Source organism: Bradyrhizobium daqingense, assembly GCF_021044685.1.
Lineage (GTDB): Bacteria > Pseudomonadota > Alphaproteobacteria > Rhizobiales > Xanthobacteraceae > Bradyrhizobium > Bradyrhizobium daqingense.
Genome location: NZ_CP088014.1, coordinates 3,449,403 through 3,465,416 on the forward strand (window position 1 = coordinate 3,449,403; position 16,014 = coordinate 3,465,416).

The 16,014-nt window shown below is 64.6% G+C and carries 12 protein-coding genes and 1 pseudogene; 4 read left to right on the plus strand and 9 right to left on the minus strand.

Annotation, left to right across the window (positions count from 1 at the left end; genetic code table 11):
• Positions 1 to 93: 93 nt before the first annotated feature.
• A complete protein-coding gene (locus LPJ38_RS16520) occupies positions 94 to 816 on the minus strand; it encodes a DUF72 domain-containing protein (protein WP_145628291.1) in 723 nt (240 codons plus the stop codon).
• Positions 817 to 909: 93 nt separating this feature from the next.
• On the opposite strand from LPJ38_RS16520, the gene LPJ38_RS16525 reads away from it, so the two are divergent.
• Positions 910 to 1,128: a hypothetical protein gene (locus LPJ38_RS16525; RefSeq protein WP_145628289.1), complete on the plus strand. Its 219-nt coding sequence runs from the start codon at positions 910 to 912 to the stop codon at positions 1,126 to 1,128.
• Positions 1,129 to 1,135: 7 nt separating this feature from the next.
• Here the strand turns inward: LPJ38_RS16525 and LPJ38_RS16530 are convergent, their stop codons facing one another.
• The 4 genes and pseudogenes from LPJ38_RS16530 to LPJ38_RS16545 all read right to left on the minus strand — a co-directional run bounded on the left by LPJ38_RS16530 (position 1,136) and on the right by LPJ38_RS16545 (position 5,569).
• Positions 1,136 to 2,284, minus strand: coding sequence for an amidohydrolase (locus tag LPJ38_RS16530; protein WP_145628287.1), 1,149 nt, complete (start codon positions 2,282 to 2,284; stop codon positions 1,136 to 1,138).
• 191 nt (positions 2,285 to 2,475) lie between these two features.
• Positions 2,476 to 3,564, minus strand: a complete 1,089-nt coding sequence (locus LPJ38_RS16535) for a mandelate racemase/muconate lactonizing enzyme family protein (RefSeq protein WP_145628286.1) — start codon at positions 3,562 to 3,564, stop codon at positions 2,476 to 2,478.
• Positions 3,565 to 3,715: 151 nt separating this feature from the next.
• Positions 3,716 to 4,920: pseudogene (locus LPJ38_RS16540) on the minus strand (M20/M25/M40 family metallo-hydrolase).
• 184 nt (positions 4,921 to 5,104) lie between these two features.
• On the minus strand, positions 5,105 to 5,569 hold the full coding sequence (locus tag LPJ38_RS16545; protein WP_145628285.1) for a hypothetical protein: 465 nt from the start codon (positions 5,567 to 5,569) through the stop codon (positions 5,105 to 5,107).
• 168 nt (positions 5,570 to 5,737) lie between these two features.
• On the opposite strand from LPJ38_RS16545, the gene LPJ38_RS16550 reads away from it, so the two are divergent.
• Both LPJ38_RS16550 and LPJ38_RS16555 read left to right on the plus strand, forming a co-directional pair.
• Complete coding sequence (locus LPJ38_RS16550) at positions 5,738 to 6,967, plus strand: efflux RND transporter periplasmic adaptor subunit (RefSeq protein ID WP_231088648.1); 1,230 nt, start codon at positions 5,738 to 5,740, stop codon at positions 6,965 to 6,967.
• Position 6,968: 1 nt separating this feature from the next.
• Complete coding sequence (locus LPJ38_RS16555; protein ID WP_145628283.1) at positions 6,969 to 10,151, plus strand: efflux RND transporter permease subunit; 3,183 nt, start codon at positions 6,969 to 6,971, stop codon at positions 10,149 to 10,151.
• Between the two features lie 69 nt (positions 10,152 to 10,220).
• Here LPJ38_RS16555 and LPJ38_RS16560 read toward each other — a convergent pair whose 3' ends face one another.
• The 4 genes from LPJ38_RS16560 to LPJ38_RS16575 all read right to left on the minus strand — a co-directional run bounded on the left by LPJ38_RS16560 (position 10,221) and on the right by LPJ38_RS16575 (position 15,194).
• Positions 10,221 to 11,468: an MFS transporter gene (locus LPJ38_RS16560; RefSeq protein WP_145628281.1), complete on the minus strand. Its 1,248-nt coding sequence runs from the start codon at positions 11,466 to 11,468 to the stop codon at positions 10,221 to 10,223.
• Between the two features lie 103 nt (positions 11,469 to 11,571).
• Entirely contained in the window at positions 11,572 to 11,763 is a 192-nt protein-coding gene (locus LPJ38_RS16565) for a hypothetical protein (RefSeq protein ID WP_145628279.1), read from the minus strand.
• Positions 11,760 to 12,890: a PepSY-associated TM helix domain-containing protein gene (locus LPJ38_RS16570; RefSeq protein ID WP_145628276.1), complete on the minus strand. Its 1,131-nt coding sequence runs from the start codon at positions 12,888 to 12,890 to the stop codon at positions 11,760 to 11,762. Before LPJ38_RS16570 ends, LPJ38_RS16565 begins: the two co-directional genes overlap by 4 nt.
• 18 nt (positions 12,891 to 12,908) lie before the next feature.
• A complete protein-coding gene (locus tag LPJ38_RS16575; RefSeq protein ID WP_167520212.1) occupies positions 12,909 to 15,194 on the minus strand; it encodes a TonB-dependent siderophore receptor in 2,286 nt (761 codons plus the stop codon).
• 142 nt (positions 15,195 to 15,336) lie between these two features.
• Between LPJ38_RS16575 and LPJ38_RS16580 the strand changes: the two genes are divergently transcribed.
• Positions 15,337 to 16,014: a TetR/AcrR family transcriptional regulator gene (locus LPJ38_RS16580; protein WP_145628274.1), complete on the plus strand. Its 678-nt coding sequence runs from the start codon at positions 15,337 to 15,339 to the stop codon at positions 16,012 to 16,014.

Consider the following 16,014-nt stretch of genomic DNA (forward strand, 5'->3'; position numbering starts at 1 on the left):
CGAATTTGTTGCCGCGCGCGCCGGCCTCATCCTGAGGGCCCGCCGCAGGCGGGCGTCTCGAAGGATGCGCTGCGGGCGAGCTGCCGCCGCGCGTCACAGCAATTGCTTCAACGCCCTTGCATCGGCCGGCGCTGCGCTCTTCTGGTCGTTGTCGAAATAGACGTAGACGTCGCAGCCCTGCCGCTTCCAGGATTTGATGCGCCCAGCCCATTGCGCGAGCGTGGCCTTGGTGTAGTGCCCATGATAGCGCCCGCTCGGCCCGTGCCCGCGCACATAGACGAAATCCGCCGTGCGCTTCCACGGCGAGGGCGCATCGTGATGGTCGGACAGGCACAGCGAGATGTTCTCCTCGGCCAGCATCCGCAGGATGCGCGGCTGATACCAGCTCGGATGACGGAATTCGAAGCTGTAGCGCCGTTTCCTCGACAGCAGCTTGAAGAAGGAGGCGAGGCGGTCCGCGTTCGCCTCGAATTGCGGCGGCAGCTGGAACAGGATCGGGCCGATCTTGCCGCCGAGCCGCGAGATGCGATCCTCCAGCAGCTCGAGGCTGTTGACTGAACGCTCCGACAGGCGCTTCCAATGTGTGATGAATTTCGACGCCTTCCAGGCGAAGACGAAATCGCGGCCGGTCTGCTCCCGCCATCCCGTCACCGCCTCCGGCGTCGGCGTGCGGTAGAACACGCCGTTCAGCTCGGTGGTGTCGAACTGATCCGCGTAATAGCGCAGCTGCTGCTTCAGCGGCAGGCCCTCGGGAAAGAACGGGCCGCGCCAGGAATCATAGTGCCAGCCCGAGGTGCCGATCAGAACGCGCGCCATGGTTCACGTGCCCTCCATTGTCGTTTGCCGGATGGGAACGTCCGTGCGGCCGATACGTTGCTCGGTAGCTTGATCAACGCAGGACCGGAACCGATGTACGCGCTGTTCGAAGGCAACAAGCAGATCGGCGACCCCTTTCCCACCGAGAAGGAGGTGTGGGAGGCCGCCTTGATCGAGGGGCTGGTGACCGACGTTCCCGTTGCGGACGAGGAGGGCGGCAGCCGTCTGCAGCCCGCCGGCTACCACGTCGCGCAGGTGGACGAGACGTTCACGCCGCGGCCGGAATGGAAGCTGCCGCGCGAGATTTCCTGAAGCGGCTCTAGTTCGACGCCAGCGCTGTCTTGGCGACCTCGGCCATCCAGCTCGAGGCGACCGGGAGAATCGCGTCGTTGAAATCATAGCGCGGGCCGTGCAACTCGGCGCCGTCGCGCAAAGGCCCGTTACCGATCCACACGAAAGCGCCCGGCCGCTGCTGCAGGTAGAAGGCAAAATCCTCGCCGGCCATGCTGGGCGCGAGGTCACGCCGCACGGGCGCCTGCACCTTCTCCGCGGCGATGCGGGCAAGCTCGGCTTCGACCGGTGTGTTGATCACCACGCCCACGCCCCAGACGATCTCGGGTGTGACCTTGACGCCGAAGCTGGTCGCAATCCCGGCGCAGGTTCGCTCGATCCCGTCGAAGATGATGTCCTTGACCGCGTCGCGGTGGTACCGCAGCGTGCCACGGATGGTCACGCGCCCGGCGATCTGGTTCGGCGCGGTGCCGCCTTCGATTGTGCACAGTGACAGCACGGCGGTGTCGAGCGGATCGACGCTGCGCGAGGTGATCGATTGCAGCGCCACGATCAGATGGCCTGCCGCCACCACCGGGTCGCGGGTCAGATGCGGCATGCCGGCGTGCCCGGCATGGCCCTCGATGGTGATGGTGATGCGGCCGCCGGACGCCATGACGACGCCGTCATGCACCGCGATGGTGCCGGCGGCCAGGCCCGGCCAGTTGTGAAAGCCGAACACCCGCTCCATCGGAAAGCGGTCGAACAGCCCCGCCGCGACCATTGCGCGCGAGCCGCCAAAGCCTTCCTCCGCCGGCTGGAAGATGAAATCGACCGTGCCGCTCCAATCGGTGTCAGTGGCGAGCAGCGCTGCCGCGCCGAGCAGCGAAGCGGTGTGCCCGTCATGGCCGCAGGCATGCATCACGCCTGATGTCGTCGAGGCGTAGGGCAGGCCGGTGTCCTCGGTGATCGCCAGCGCATCCATGTCGGCACGCAGGCCGACCCGCCTCATCGCATGCCTGCGCGTCAACGTCGCGACGATGCCGTGCCCGCCGACGCCTGCCACGAAGGGAATGCCGAGCTCGGTGAGCCTGTCCTGCACGAAGGCGGCGGTGGCCCTTTCCTGCAGCGATAGCTCGGGATGCGCATGCAGGTGCCGGCGCCACTGGGTCAGTTTCTGGTGCAGTTCGGGGGTCAAGACTGGGGATTCTTTCGCAAGGAGGGCCGGCTTGCCGTCAGCATATCCGAATATTCGGCCGCCGCATCAAGCGCCAGCGAATGCCTCGCGTGCAACCGCGTCGTCATGGCCGGGCTTGACCCGGCCATCCACGTCTTGCTTGCCGCGCAAGAGCGTGGATGCCCGGGACAAGCCGGGCATGACGGCGCCCTCTACCCCGCCAGCTTCGCCAACCCCTTCCAGTCGAAGCCGATGCCGTGACCGGGCCTGTCAGGCGCGAGTGCCATGCCGTCCTTCAGCACCAACGGATGCTCGATATATTTGTCGAGCCCAAAACCGTGCGCCTCCAGATACGACCGGTTCGGGCAGGCCGCGAGCAGGTGCACGGTGATGTCGTGCGCGCCGTGGCTGGTGACGGGCAGGTTGAAGGCCTCCGCCAGCCGCGCGATTTTCATAAACGCGCTGACGCCGCCGCAATTGGTGACGTCGGGCTCGGGATAGGACACCGCGCCCGATGCGATGTAGTTCTTGAACTCCCACAGCGAGCGCAGATTTTCCCCCGCCGCGATCGGCACGCCGCCAGCCTGCATGATGCGCGCGTGGCCTGCGACGTCGTCGGGGATGATCGGCTCCTCCAGCCAGGTGAGATCGTAGGGGACGAAGGCGCGGGCGGCGCGGATGGCCTCTTCGACGGTCCATTTCATGTTGGCGTCCGCCATCAGCGGAAAACCGTCGCCGAGATGCTGCCGCATCGCCGCGACCTTCGCGACGTCGACTTTCAAATCGGGCCGGCCGACCTTCATCTTGATGGCGCGAAACCCCTTGGCGAGATTGCCGTCGGTCTGCTCGAGCAGCGCATCGACGGAGAGATCGAGGTCGATGCCGCCGGCATAGCATGGCACGGCCGAATCGAACCCGCCGAGCAGGCGGAACAGCGGCAGCTTGGCGCGCCGCGCTTTCAAATCCCACAGCGCGATGTCGAGCGCGGAGAGCGCCAGCACCGCTGGCCCGCCGCGTCCGCCATAATGCAGCGCCCACCAGATGTGATGCCAGATCGCTTCGGTATCGTCGGCCTCGCGTCCTTCGACCAGCGGCGTGATCTCGCGCTTGAGGATGTCGGCCGTCGCCCCGCCGTTGCGGCCCACCGTGTACGTATAGCCAACGCCCTCGGCGCCGTCGGCATCACGGATGCGACAGGTGATCAGCTCGAATGCGGTGATCTCGCCATGGGTGGAGTCGGAGAGCGTGACGGGAAGGGGAATCCGGTAAAATCCGGTCTCGATCGTCGCGATACGTGGCATGTTTGCCTCCCTTTCTTGTTTTTGTTTCGTAGGGTGGGTTAGCCGAAGGCGTAACCCACCATTTCTCATCTCCACGGAAGCAGAAGAGGTGGGTTACGCTCGCCGACTGCGCTTAGCGCAGCCGCCCGCTAACCCACCCTACATCCTTGGCTCACCGCATCGTCGCGAGCTGCACCGCCAGCGCGCAGGCGCGGTCGTATTCGTCGAGGTTGATCCACTCGTCGATCGTGTGCGCCTCGTTCTGGCCGGCGCCGAAGGTCACGGTCGGAATGCCGTGGCGGACCATCCAGTTGGCGTCGAGCCCGCCATTGGCGGCACGCACGTTCGGAGTGCCGCCCACGGCCGAGACTGCCTCGATCGCGCGTTTGACCACGGGCAGGCTCTCCTTCATCCGGAACGGATAATAGTCGGTCTCGGCCTTGAACTTGACCTTGCCGGACTTGCCTTGCGCGTTGGTCACCTTCTTGGCCGCTGTCTCGAACGCGGCCTTGTAGGCCTTGGTGATCTCCTTGAAGAATTTACCGTCATGGCTGCGGCTTTCGCCGCGCACATGCACGTAGTCGGTGACGACATTGGTGGCATCGCCCGCGGGGCGGCCTTCGCCGCCGGTGACGGGGCCGACATTGCTGGTGCCTTGCCGCGCGCTCGCGCCCTTGCCCTTCACCACCTTGCCGAACCAGCCGCCGGCCTTCACCTCGGCGAGCGCGAGCGCCATGATCATGGTCGAGGAGATGCCGCGCTCGGGCGCGACGCCGGCATGCGAGGCGCGGCCGAAGATCTCGACGGACCAGCGATCTGCGCCGACCGCGCCGATGACGACGTTGGAGGCCGAGCCGCCGTCATAGTTGAAGGCCATCACCGGCGAGCCGAGCTCGTCCAGCTTGACGTGGCGCGCGCCGTAGAGCCCGCTCTCCTCGCGCACGCAGAACAGCAGCGTGATCGGCGGATGATCGAGCTTTTGCTTTTCGAGCTCGGCGGCCAGCGTCACCAGCACGCCGCAGCCGCAGCGATTGTCGCCGCCGAGCGCGGTCTTCGCCTCGTTGACGATCTTGCGGCCGGATTTCTCGGCTTGGCGCCGGCGCAAAGCGGCACCGTGTCCATGTGGGTCATGAACATGATGCGCGGCTGGTTGTGCAGCGCGCCTCGGCCGGGAAGGTCGACGATGAGGTTGCCGGTCTCGGTCGGCACGGGAATGCGGCTGTTGGCATCGTCGAGCCGGATCGCCTTCGCCGGCACGCCGGCCTGCTTCAGGGCGGCCGTGAGCTCGCGCCCGATCGCCGCCTCCTGTCCCGTGATGCCTTCCACGGACAGGAAGCGCATGAGGCGATCGGTGGCGGCTTTGGTGTCGACAGGCATGGATCTTCATTCCCTTGATGCGATGCCTGGCAGCATCTCCCGCCGTACCCCGTTATGCAAGCTCGCCCCGACGCATGAGCGACGGCGCTGCGTTGCCGGGCGCGCATGGTCCCAATGCGGCGATGGCTGTCGCGATCTGCCGGCGCAAGCGCGTACCGGGCGCGAATCGCTTGCTTCTGCGTTCCTAATTTCTGCATTCCGAATTGTGTGAGCACATATTCGATTGCTCGAGTTTGGAGAAACTTTCGGCCGCGACGAATACGAGAAACCCGAGCAGCACCATCGCGGCGATGTTCAAGCGCATGCTGGCGCCATTCTCCGCAGTGCGGCGCTTTTTCTCGAACTTCGAGAGGTCGAGCATGCGAAGAATGTCGTCGGGCCGCACATCATCGGCCGGATCTCCGCCGGTCTCTGATCGCTTTCGAAACGGTACGACATTTCCCAGATGGGCAGGCCGATCGGCTTTCATCTTGCGCTTCAAACAACAGTTCGCGTCGCCATCAACATTTTGATGATAGGCCCGGCTCTTGCTGGACGTTCCCGAAACTCTCGGCTGCTGGCGCAATTCGGCGTGATGCCGCGGAGAATCGTTGGCGCGCGTGCATATTGTTTCTGTCTGTTGCTTGCTTCCGTTAGATGTCTCCGCCACTCGGAAGATCAGCGCGCTCGAATGATCGGTGCTCGAAACTGCGCACGATCAAACATGACCGATTGTACAGAATGCCGCACGCAATCGTTATTTTGAGGCCGAGATGTTGTCCGCGATACTTTTCGTTCAAAGCAGCAGGTTCATGTGAAGTCGGGCACGAAGAGTTAGATGGCGATCAATCTGACAAGGCGACCGAAGCTCAGCGCTACGCTGTTTGGAATCTTTGCACTGGCCGCGGTGGCCTTCGGCTTGTGGTCTGAGCTGCTCGGCAGCGTCAAGCCGGTCGAAGCGGCCGCTCAAAGCGTGTCCAGTCAGTCTGCTGTCAGGATTCCCGTGACCTCTTTCGAGGTGAAGAAGAGCGACTTTCCCGTGCACATCTACGGCCTTGGAGTCGTCTCACCGTTCAAGACGGTGATGGTCAGGAGCCGTGTGGACGGACAGATCACGAAGGTGTTCTTCAAGCAGGGACAGATGGTCAAGGAGGGCGATCCGCTTCTGCAGATCGATCAACGCCCCTTTACCGCGGCCCTGGAGCAGGCCGTGGCGAAGAAGGCCCAGGACGAGGCCAGCCTGAGGAACGACCAGTTGAACCTGGAGCGATTTCAGAAGCTCGCGAAACAGCAATTCGAGACCCAACAAAATCTCGATACCCAGCAGGCGCTGGTCGATCAGATGACGGCGCAGGTGAAGGGCGACCAGGCCGCCATCGACAACGCGCAGACCAATCTCGGTTACACCTCCATCAAGGCGCCGATCAGCGGACGCATGGGCTTCCGGCTGGTCGATCCCGGCAACATCGTGCATGCCGCGGATACGACGGGCATCGTCACCATCGCCCAGCTGCAGCCGATCGCCGTGCAGTTCACGGAACCGGAAGACCAGCTGCAGGCCATCGCCAAGGCCTTTGAAGCCGGCGAGGTGCCCGTCGAGGCGCTGTCGTCGGACGGGGCGCGGACATTGTCGCACGGCAGGCTCGCGATCATGGACAATTCGGTGAACCAGGCGACCGGGACGATCGGTCTGAAAGCGCGCTTCGACAACAAGGACAACGCGCTGTGGCCCGGCCTGTCCGTCAACACGCGGATGCTGGTCGATACGCTCAAGCAGGTGGTCGTCGTGCCGCAGGACGGCGTGCAGCACGGGCCGTCCGGCCTGTTCGCGTATGTGATCGGTGGCAATGGCAAGGTCAGCGTGAGGCCGATCAAGGTCGGTGAGAGCGGCGATGCGAATGCCGTGGTGGCCGAAGGCTTGAACGTTGGCGACAGGATCGTGGTGGCCGGGCAGTCGCGCTTGTTCGAAGGCGCCTTGGTGGACGAAAAGCCGCTGGTCGCTGCGGCCGTGCCGATGATGGATGCGAGCGCCGCCGCAAACCAGGCCAAGGCCGGATCGGCTGACTGACATGGCAGGCGGCATCTCGGCTCCCTTCATTCGCCTGCCCATCGCGACGTCGCTGCTGATGGTCGGAATCCTCTTCGTCGGGATCATCGCCTATCCGCAATTGCCGGTGGCGCCGCTGCCGGAAGTCGACTTCCCCACCATCCAGGTCTCCGCCAGTCTTCCCGGCGCGGATCCCGAGACCATGGCGTCCTCGGTCGCGCAACCGCTCGAGTCGCAGTTCGCGCTGATTCCCGGCGTCTCGGAGATGACCTCGTCGAGCCAGACCAGCTCGACCCAGATCGTTCTGCAGTTCGATCTTTCGCGCAACATCGACGGTGCCGGGTCCGACGTGCTTGCCGCCATCAATGCCGCCAGCGGGCAATTGCCCAAGACGATGCCGAGCACCCCGACCTACAGGAAGGTCAATCCGGCGGACTCGCCCATTCTCCTGCTTGGCGCCACGTCGAAGACGCTGCCGATGACCCGGGTGTCGGACGAAGCCTACACCAAGCTCGCGCAAGCGATCAGCCACATCGGCGGGGTTGGCCAGGTCAGTGTCGGTGGGCAGCAGGCGCCGTCGATCCGGGTCCAGATCGATCCCGCCAAGCTGGTCGCCAAAGGCCTGTCGCTGGAAGACATCCGGACCCCGCTCTCGGTGATATCGGTCAACAATCCCAAGGGCACTCTCAACGGAGACACCCGCACGTACACTGTCTACGCCAATGACCAGTTCACCAAGGCCGAGGCCTGGAACGACATCGTCATTGCTTATCGCAACGGCAGTCCTGTCCGCGTCGGCGACATCGGCCATGCCGTCAGCGCGCCGCTGGACAATACCCAGTACGGCTGGGCCGACGGCAAGCCCGGCGTCTTTCTGGTCATTTTCAAGCAGCCCGGCGCCAACGTCATCGACACCGTCGACAATGTGATGAAGCAGCTGCCGCACCTCAAGGCAGGCATCTCGCCTGCCATCGACATCCAGGTGTTGTCGGACCGCACGCAGACCATCCGTGCGGCGGTGAAGGACGTGCAGTTCACCCTGCTCCTGACGATCGGCCTCGTCGTGATGGTGATCTTCGTTTTCCTTCGCAGCGTGTGGGCCACCATCATTCCGTCGATCACGGTGCCGCTCGCGCTGCTCGGCGCCTGCGCATTGATGTGGATGGCCGGCTACAGCCTCGACAACCTGTCGCTGATGGCCCTCACCATTGCGGTCGGCTTCGTGGTCGACGATGCCATCGTGATGCTCGAGAACATCTCCCGGTATATCGAGGAAGGCGAGACGCCGATGGCCGCCGCGGTCAAGGGCGCGGGCGAAATCGGCTTCACGATCATCTCGATCTCCGTCTCGCTGATCGCGGTCCTGATTCCGTTGCTGCTGATGGGCGGCATCATCGGCCGTCTGTTCCGGGAGTTTTCGGTGACGCTCGCGATGACGATCGTCGTGTCGGCCTTTGTGTCGTTGACGCTGACGCCGATGATGGCCTCGCGCTTCCTCAAATCGCACGACGAGGAGCATCACGGCAGGCTCTACATGCTCAGCGAGCGGATGTTCCAGGGTCTGGTGGACGGCTATGAACGCGGCCTCGACCTCGTGCTGCGCTTTCGCTTCGCGACCCTGATGGTGTTCTTTGCGACGATAGCCCTGACCGTCTACCTGTTCGTGATCATCCCCAAGGGATTCTTTCCGCAGCAGGATACCGGGCTGATCACCGGAATCGTCGAAACGTCGCAGGACGTGTCGATCGCGGACATGGCGAAGCACATGCAGGAGATGGGTGCGATCGTGCTGAAGGATCCGGCGATCGACCACATGGCCATGCGCATGGGCGGCAGCGGCAATACGCTCAACGACGGCAACATGTACATCACCTTGAAGCCGCGCGACGAGCGCACGGCGTCGGCCGACCAGGTCATCCGTCGCCTGCAGGCGCAGACGGCGAAGGTTGAGGGCGCGCGTCTCTATCTCCAGTCGGCGCAGGACGTTCGCGTCGGCGGCCGCGCCTCCCGCACGCAATATCAGTTCACCTTGCAGTCGACCGACATGGACCAGCTGAACACATGGGCCCCCAGGCTGCTCGACAAGATGAAGCAGATGCCCGAATTGCGCGACGTCGCTTCGGATCAGCAGACGTCGGGCACCACGCTGACGCTGACGATCGACCGCAATCAGGCGGCACGTTTCGGGATCACCCCCGACGTCATCGATGCGACGCTGTATGATGCGTTTGGGCAGCGGGAAATCGCGACCTATTCCACGCAGTTGTCCACCTACTACGTCGTCCTCGAGGTGCTGCCCTCGCTGCAGAAGAATCCGTCCACGCTGGAGCAGATCTATCTGCGTTCCCCGACGACGGGCGGTGAGGTGCCGTTGTCGGCGTTCGCGAAGTGGACCACGGCCCCGGTGCGGCCCCTGGCCATCAATCATCAGGGCCAGTTTCCGGCGGTGACGATCTCCTTCAACCTCGCTCCCAATGTCGCCCTGGGCGAGGCGACGCAGGCGATCGACGCGATGGAAAGGCAGATGAACGTGCCGGCCGCCATCACGTCCACGTTCCAGGGAACGGCAAAGGCGTTCCAGGAGTCGCTCTCCTCGGTGCCTCTCTTGATCGTCGCAGCACTGATCGTGGTGTATCTCATCCTCGGCGTGCTCTACGAGAGCTACATCCACCCTCTGACGATCCTGTCGACCCTGCCGTCGGCCGGTGTCGGCGCTTTGGCGACGCTCCTCATTTTCCACTTCGACTTCAGCCTGATCGGGCTGATCGGGCTGGTTCTGCTGATCGGCATCGTCAAGAAGAACGGCATCATGCTGGTCGACTTTGCGATCGTGGCGGAACGGGATCAGGGCATGTCACCGGTCGAAGCCATTCGCCGGGCATGCCTGCTGCGCTTCCGTCCAATTCTGATGACCACGATGGCGGCGGCGCTGGGCGGCGTGCCGCTGATGCTGGGCCACGGCACCGGCTCGGAGCTCCGTCAACCGCTCGGCTACGCCATGGTCGGCGGTCTCCTGGTCAGCCAGGTCCTGACGCTTTTCACCACGCCGGTGGTCTACCTTTATCTCGACCGCGTCTCGCAATGGCTTAGTCCGGATCGACACGCGGAAGGCGATCATCAGGACGAGGGTGTCGTCGACACCGGTGAGCTGGACGTGGTCGACAGGATACCCCGGAAGACATCCAAGGTTCTTGCAGCGCAGTGACCGTTCATATCCCCGCCAGGTCTGCGATGCGGTCATGGCCGCTGAACTGCTGCCGGTGACGGCCCGCTTCTATGGGCTCCGCGACGTGTAAGCCAAAAAGATCAGCACGCCGAGCGCCAGCATGGCAGCCATGAACAGCAGCACCGCCGGCAATCCCGCAAGTGCCGCCACCGCGCCGGTCACCGATTGCATCAAGGCCGCGCCGAGGAAGAATGCGAGGTTCACCGCCGCAAGCGCCTTGCCCGCGGTCTGCGCATCGACCAGCTGCCGGGACATGCCGAAGATCAGCGGCTGGGCGGAGGTCGCAAGGCCGATCAGCACGAACATCACGAGGTCGTATCGCGGCGGCATCACTGAGAGGCCGAACAGCATGGAGACGGCGTAGCCCGGTGCGCCCAGCGCCATCAGCGCCAGGACCAGCGCCCCGACCATGTGCGTGGCGGCCACCAGCGCGCGGCGGCGGCCGAGCCTGCGGTCGATGATGCCGATGCACAGCGGACCTGCGATCATCGCCAGCGTGAAGGCGCCGAGCTGGTTGCCGGCCTCGACCCGCGACAATCCCTTGATCTCCATCAGCCATGGTCCGCCCCACAGGCCGCGCAGCACCAGCGAGGTCGCCAGCGACACCAGCGCCAGCGCGATCAAGCCGCGCAAGGGCCGCGACAGGCCGAGCCTGAGCACCTCGATCATCTGCGATAACGGCGAGGACTCGTCCTTGTGCTCGGCCGCCTGGTGCGGCACCAGCGCAAACACGGCGAGCGCCACCGCGACGCCGCCGGCCGCGGAGAGCCAGAACCCGGCGCGCCAGCCCCAGGCGTCCACCACGAAGGCGAGCGGGCTCGACGACAGCAGCATGCCGATATTGCCGATCGAGAGAATCGCGCCCGACCACAGGCCGAAGCGGCTAGCCGACAATTGCTTGGCCGCCAGCGTCATCGGGCACATCAGCATGCCCGAGGTGGCAACGCCGAGCAGCACCTGCCCGAGGGCAAAGCTCGCAGGGCCAGTCGCAAACCCCGACGCGATGGCCCCGATCACGGTTCCCGCGAGCAGGCTGAGCGACACCGGGCGCACGCCAAAGCGATCCATCGCCGCGCCGACCGGGATCTGGGCGGCCGCAAAGGCAAAGGGATAGACCGAGGTGAGGCTGGCGAGGGCCTGCGGCTCCATGCGGAAGTCCGCGGCCATCAGATCGAGGCTAACCGCGGGAATGGTGCGCAGCAAGGTCGAGAGCATGTGGCCACAGGCCAGCGCAAGCAGCGCAAAGATCAGAGCGCGGGTGGCGTGTCCCGCTTCATCCGTAGCAACCGCAGTCATCAGCGTCCCGTCCCGGCAAGGCTTTTGGCCGGGTTACATGATCGGGAGGAGGGTGCCAATGGCAGGAGAGGCCCGGTTGGCGCAGGGGCGACCAGACCTGACGTCAGGGGTCCGCTCGTGGCGGCATCAGGCCCCGAGCGAGATAGTAGAAGCTGCAGACGCACGGCACAGTCAGCGTCGCCCAAGAGAGCGCCCACCAGATCCCGCCTTCGCCGATCAACGCGGCGAGGAGACCGACCAGCGTCACAATTGCCAGCAAGGCCGGGACCGTCCAGAGCGTCCGGCGCGACGTCATCGGACGAGCTCCGCCGGAGCCGTTCTCGTGCCAGCCGGGATAGCGCCTCCCGCCCGCCATCTGGCGAGCCAGAGATACAATCCGCTGATCAGGATGACGATGGTGACGATATCGAACGCCGCCCAGATGATTTTCAGCGGCAGGCCGCCGTAGTCGCCGAAATGCAGCGGCTGCGAGACGAACAAGGCTGTCGCGTACCAGGGCATGTCACGCACCGCGACGACCTCCCCGCTCGCGGCGTCGATGATGGCGGGCTTGAGGATGCGGCTCGTCAGCGGAGTATTGCCCGTCAGGAACGCTGCGTAATGACTTGGCGTGGAAAACGGGCTGCCCGGAAAGGCGAGGGTCGTGACCGTCATTCCAGGCACCGCTGCGCGCACCTTGGCCAGAACGAGATCGACCGACGCGCGGCGATCTCCATGCTCCCGTGCCTGACTCTGCACCGCCATTTCCATCAGCTGGTTCGACTGCCACATCAGCTCGATCGGCGCGGCCAAGGTGTTGATCACGCCTGTCAGCGAGACGATACCGAACCAGGCCAGCGTGATGATGCCGAGCAGATTGTGCAGGTCGAGCCAACGCAGCCGGCTGCTGTGCTGCCTGCGCACTTCGCCGAACCCGAGGCGCCTCGCGAATGGACCGTACAGCACCACGCCGGAGACGATTGCGACGACCAACAAGAGGCCCATGCCGCCGAGGAACAGGGTGCCCTTGATGCCGGCGAACAAATCGGCATGAAGCCGCAGCATCACGTAGATGAAGCCCTCATTGGGCTGGCCAGTCGTGAGCGCCTTGCCGGTCCTGATATCGAACACCTTGTAGAAAAAGGTGTCCGGGGCAGATGTCATGCTGGTAGCCGTCGGGATCTTCACGATCGGCTTTTCGCGGTCATAGAACAGATACGGCACGATCTCGCCCGGCCGCTCGGCGAGCGCCTGGGCGATCATGGCATCGACGGAGGCGCGGGCGCGGGGATCGGCGACCTGCTCGAGCGTGGGGTTCGGCCCCAGCTCTTCATGGAAAATGAGCGGAAGGCCGGTGAGACACAGCAGCAGCGCAAAGATCGTGCAGATCAGGCTGCTCCATTTGTGTATCCACGACCACCACCGCAGCCGTCGCGCGCTCATGCGGGCAACCTCATGCGATCACCATCGATAGCGCAGGCCGGCGAGCGCGAGGCGGCCATTGCCGAACTGGCAGTAGATGTTCGAGCTGCAGCTCGTGTAGTAGCTCTGGTCGAACAGGTTGGTGACGTTGAGCGAGACCTCCGCGCCCTTCCAGGCCCGCACGAGATTGACGAGGTCGTAGCGGACTGCCGCGTCGAACACGACATATCCCGGCGACACCAGGCTGTTGATGTCGTCGCCATAGCTCGGACCGACCGAGCGCACGCCGCCGCCGATGGTCGGGCCGGCGAGGCCGCCGGTCAGAAAGCTGTAATTGGCCCAGAGCGATTCGAAATGCGTGGGCACCGCTTGGGGACGCTTGCCGATCGCGCTGAGATCGGTTGACCGCGTGACCTTGGTGTCGAGGAAGGTCGAGGCCGCGACGATCTCGATGTTCTCGGTGATCTTGCCACGCGCCTCCAGCTCGACGCCGCGCGATCGGATCTCGCCCTGCTGCACGCTGAGGCCCGGCACGGCCGACGGTGTCAGCGTGTTCTGCTGGCGCAGATCGAACACGGCGGCCGTGAACAGCATGTCGGCGAAGGCCGGCTTGTACTTCAGGCCGCCTTGATATTGCTCGCCCGTCGTGGGCACGAAGGGCAGGCCATTGCTGCCGACGCCGATGGTCGGCTCGAACGAGGTCGAATAGCTGACATAGGGGGCAAGGCCGTTGTCGAACAGATAAAGCAGGCCGGCGCGATAGGTCTGCTTGTCGCTCTCCTGCGACTGCTTCGTCGAGGAGATCCGGTTGTCGGTGTTCTGCTCGGTCCAGTCGTGCCGTGTGCCGAGAGTGAGGCGGAAGCCGCCGAACTTCATCTGGTCCTGGACGTAGATTCCGGTCTGCGACAACGACTGGTCGTTGTTGATGACCGGGAACAGCGTTCCGACCGGCTGATAGTAGGCTGGGTTCACGACATCGAGCGAGGTCGCGCCGCCGAATTGATAGAGCCACGAGCTGTGCGTGTTCTGCTGGTCCCAGCCGGCGAGCACGGTGTGCTCGACGACGGACGTCCTGAAGTCGAAGCGCAGGCGGTTGTCGGCGGCGATGCCGTCGGCACTCTCGATGGATCGGATCGCCGCGCGAGGAATCGTGCCGGCCGCCGTCAGCGCGCCCGCCATTTGCAGCGACTGGAAGTCGGTGTCGACCTTCGAGTAGCGCAGTGCAGAGTGGAAGCTCACGACTTCGTTCACGCGGCGGTCGAACACGTAGCCGAGGCCCGCCTGCTCGCGGTCGAAACGATCGAACCCGGGATCGCCGATGTTCAGATTGCGGTTGAGATACGGCCGGTATGCTGCCGGCGCGAGCGATTGCGGATAGAGCGAGTTGAAATAGCCCCCCTTCGGATCGCGCTGGTAGAAGCCGGAGACCGTCAGCTGCGTATCGGCGTCCGGGCGCCACGTGATCGCGGGCGCGACGCCGAAGCGCCGCTCGTCCACGTCGTCATAGCGCGTGCCGGACATCCGGCCGATCGCGCTGATGCTGTAGAGCCATTGATGTGCGGCGTCCAATGCGCCCTGGCTCGTGATGCCGCCCTGGATGCGGCCGTAGCTGCCGCCTTCGATGCGCGCTTCGTTATAGGGAATGTCGCTCGGCTGGCGGCTGACCAGATTGACGAGACCGCCGGGGCTGATCTGTCCGTACAGGACGGCCGAGGGTCCTTTGATGACTTCGATGCGATCGAGCAGGAATGCGTCGATCGACGTCACTGCGAAGGCCTGCCCGCGCGGCAGCTTCAATCCGTCGAGGAAGCTGACGAAATTGGTCGACGTACCGAAGCCGCCAATGCCGCGCAGGAATACGCTGTCATAGCGGCTGGTCGCGTCGCGTTCGGAGAGGACGCCGGCCGTGTATTGCAGGGCATTGCCGACGGTTTGCGGATTCTGCTCGTCGATCTGGCGGCGCGTCACCGTGGTGACCGATTGCGGTGTCTCCAGCACGGGCGTGGAGGTCTTGGTCGCCGTCGACTGGCTGGTCGCAGCCATCTGGTCTCGCGTGTCTTGCCGGCCTGTCGGCGATCCCGCCGCGAGCGGAGCAGCCGGCGCCGGTGCATTGGAATTCGTCCGCGTCCGGGCGCTGCGCCGCGCGGCGCTTTGCTGGCGCTGCGAAGTCACGTTGCGCGCCGCACGCTGGCCTTGCGGCGCGGCCACCGTCACCGGCGGCAGCATCGAATTCTGCGCAAAGGCTGGCGCTTCCAGCGCAAGAAAGGCGGTCGATCCCAACAAGAGCGCCGCACCTCGCAGAAGCCGCTGCGATCCTCCGGTCATTTCCATTTCAACACCCCACCCAAAACTCGCGAACGGGGTTAAAACAAAACGGGACGGAGCTGTCCAGTTATGAGGTTGGCGTTTTCGAGTATTTAGAACTATTAAAAGTCGAGGAGCGATTCCGGATCGTGCAGGGGAAGGCATGAAGCAGGCAGTCAAGACCGCCAAGCGCGCGAAGAGGCGCATCGGGGAAAGCCGTGGCGGGCGGCCGACCAAGGCAGAGGCCCAGGCCATCGAGGACCGCATCCTTGCGGTGGCCGCGGATCTGTTCGCCCGGGACGGCTACGCCGCGACGTCGATGGAGCGGGTCGTCTCGGAATGCGGCGCCGGCAAGGACACCATCTACCGGCGCTATCCGTCGAAGCGGGCGATCTTCGGTGCCGTCCTCGAGCGAAGCCGCCGGCGCATCATGGCGCGTCTGGCCGAGCTTCAGGTGAGGCAGTCGAGCCAGAACAGCCTCGCGCAGCTCAAGGAGCTGACGAGCCTCCTTCTCGACATCAATCTCGATCCGGAGCTGGTGGCCTTCAAGCGGACCGCCGCCAGCGAGAGCCTGGTTGCCGGCGGAAGCCAGGCCGAGCCCGAGCCGGACGCCATCATGTCGTTGCTTCGCACGTCCGTCATGAAGGCCCAGGCGGATCGGCACGTCGTTTCCGGCGACGTCAATTTCCTGACCGATTTTCTCATCAACAGCATCATCGTCGGCCCGACCACGCTGGCGATGTTCGGATACAAGCCGCTCGCCTCACCCAAGGAGCGGAAGCTCCACTTCGAGAAGGCATGGAAGCTGTTTCTCGGCGGCGCCGCCGGCCGGAAGGACTAA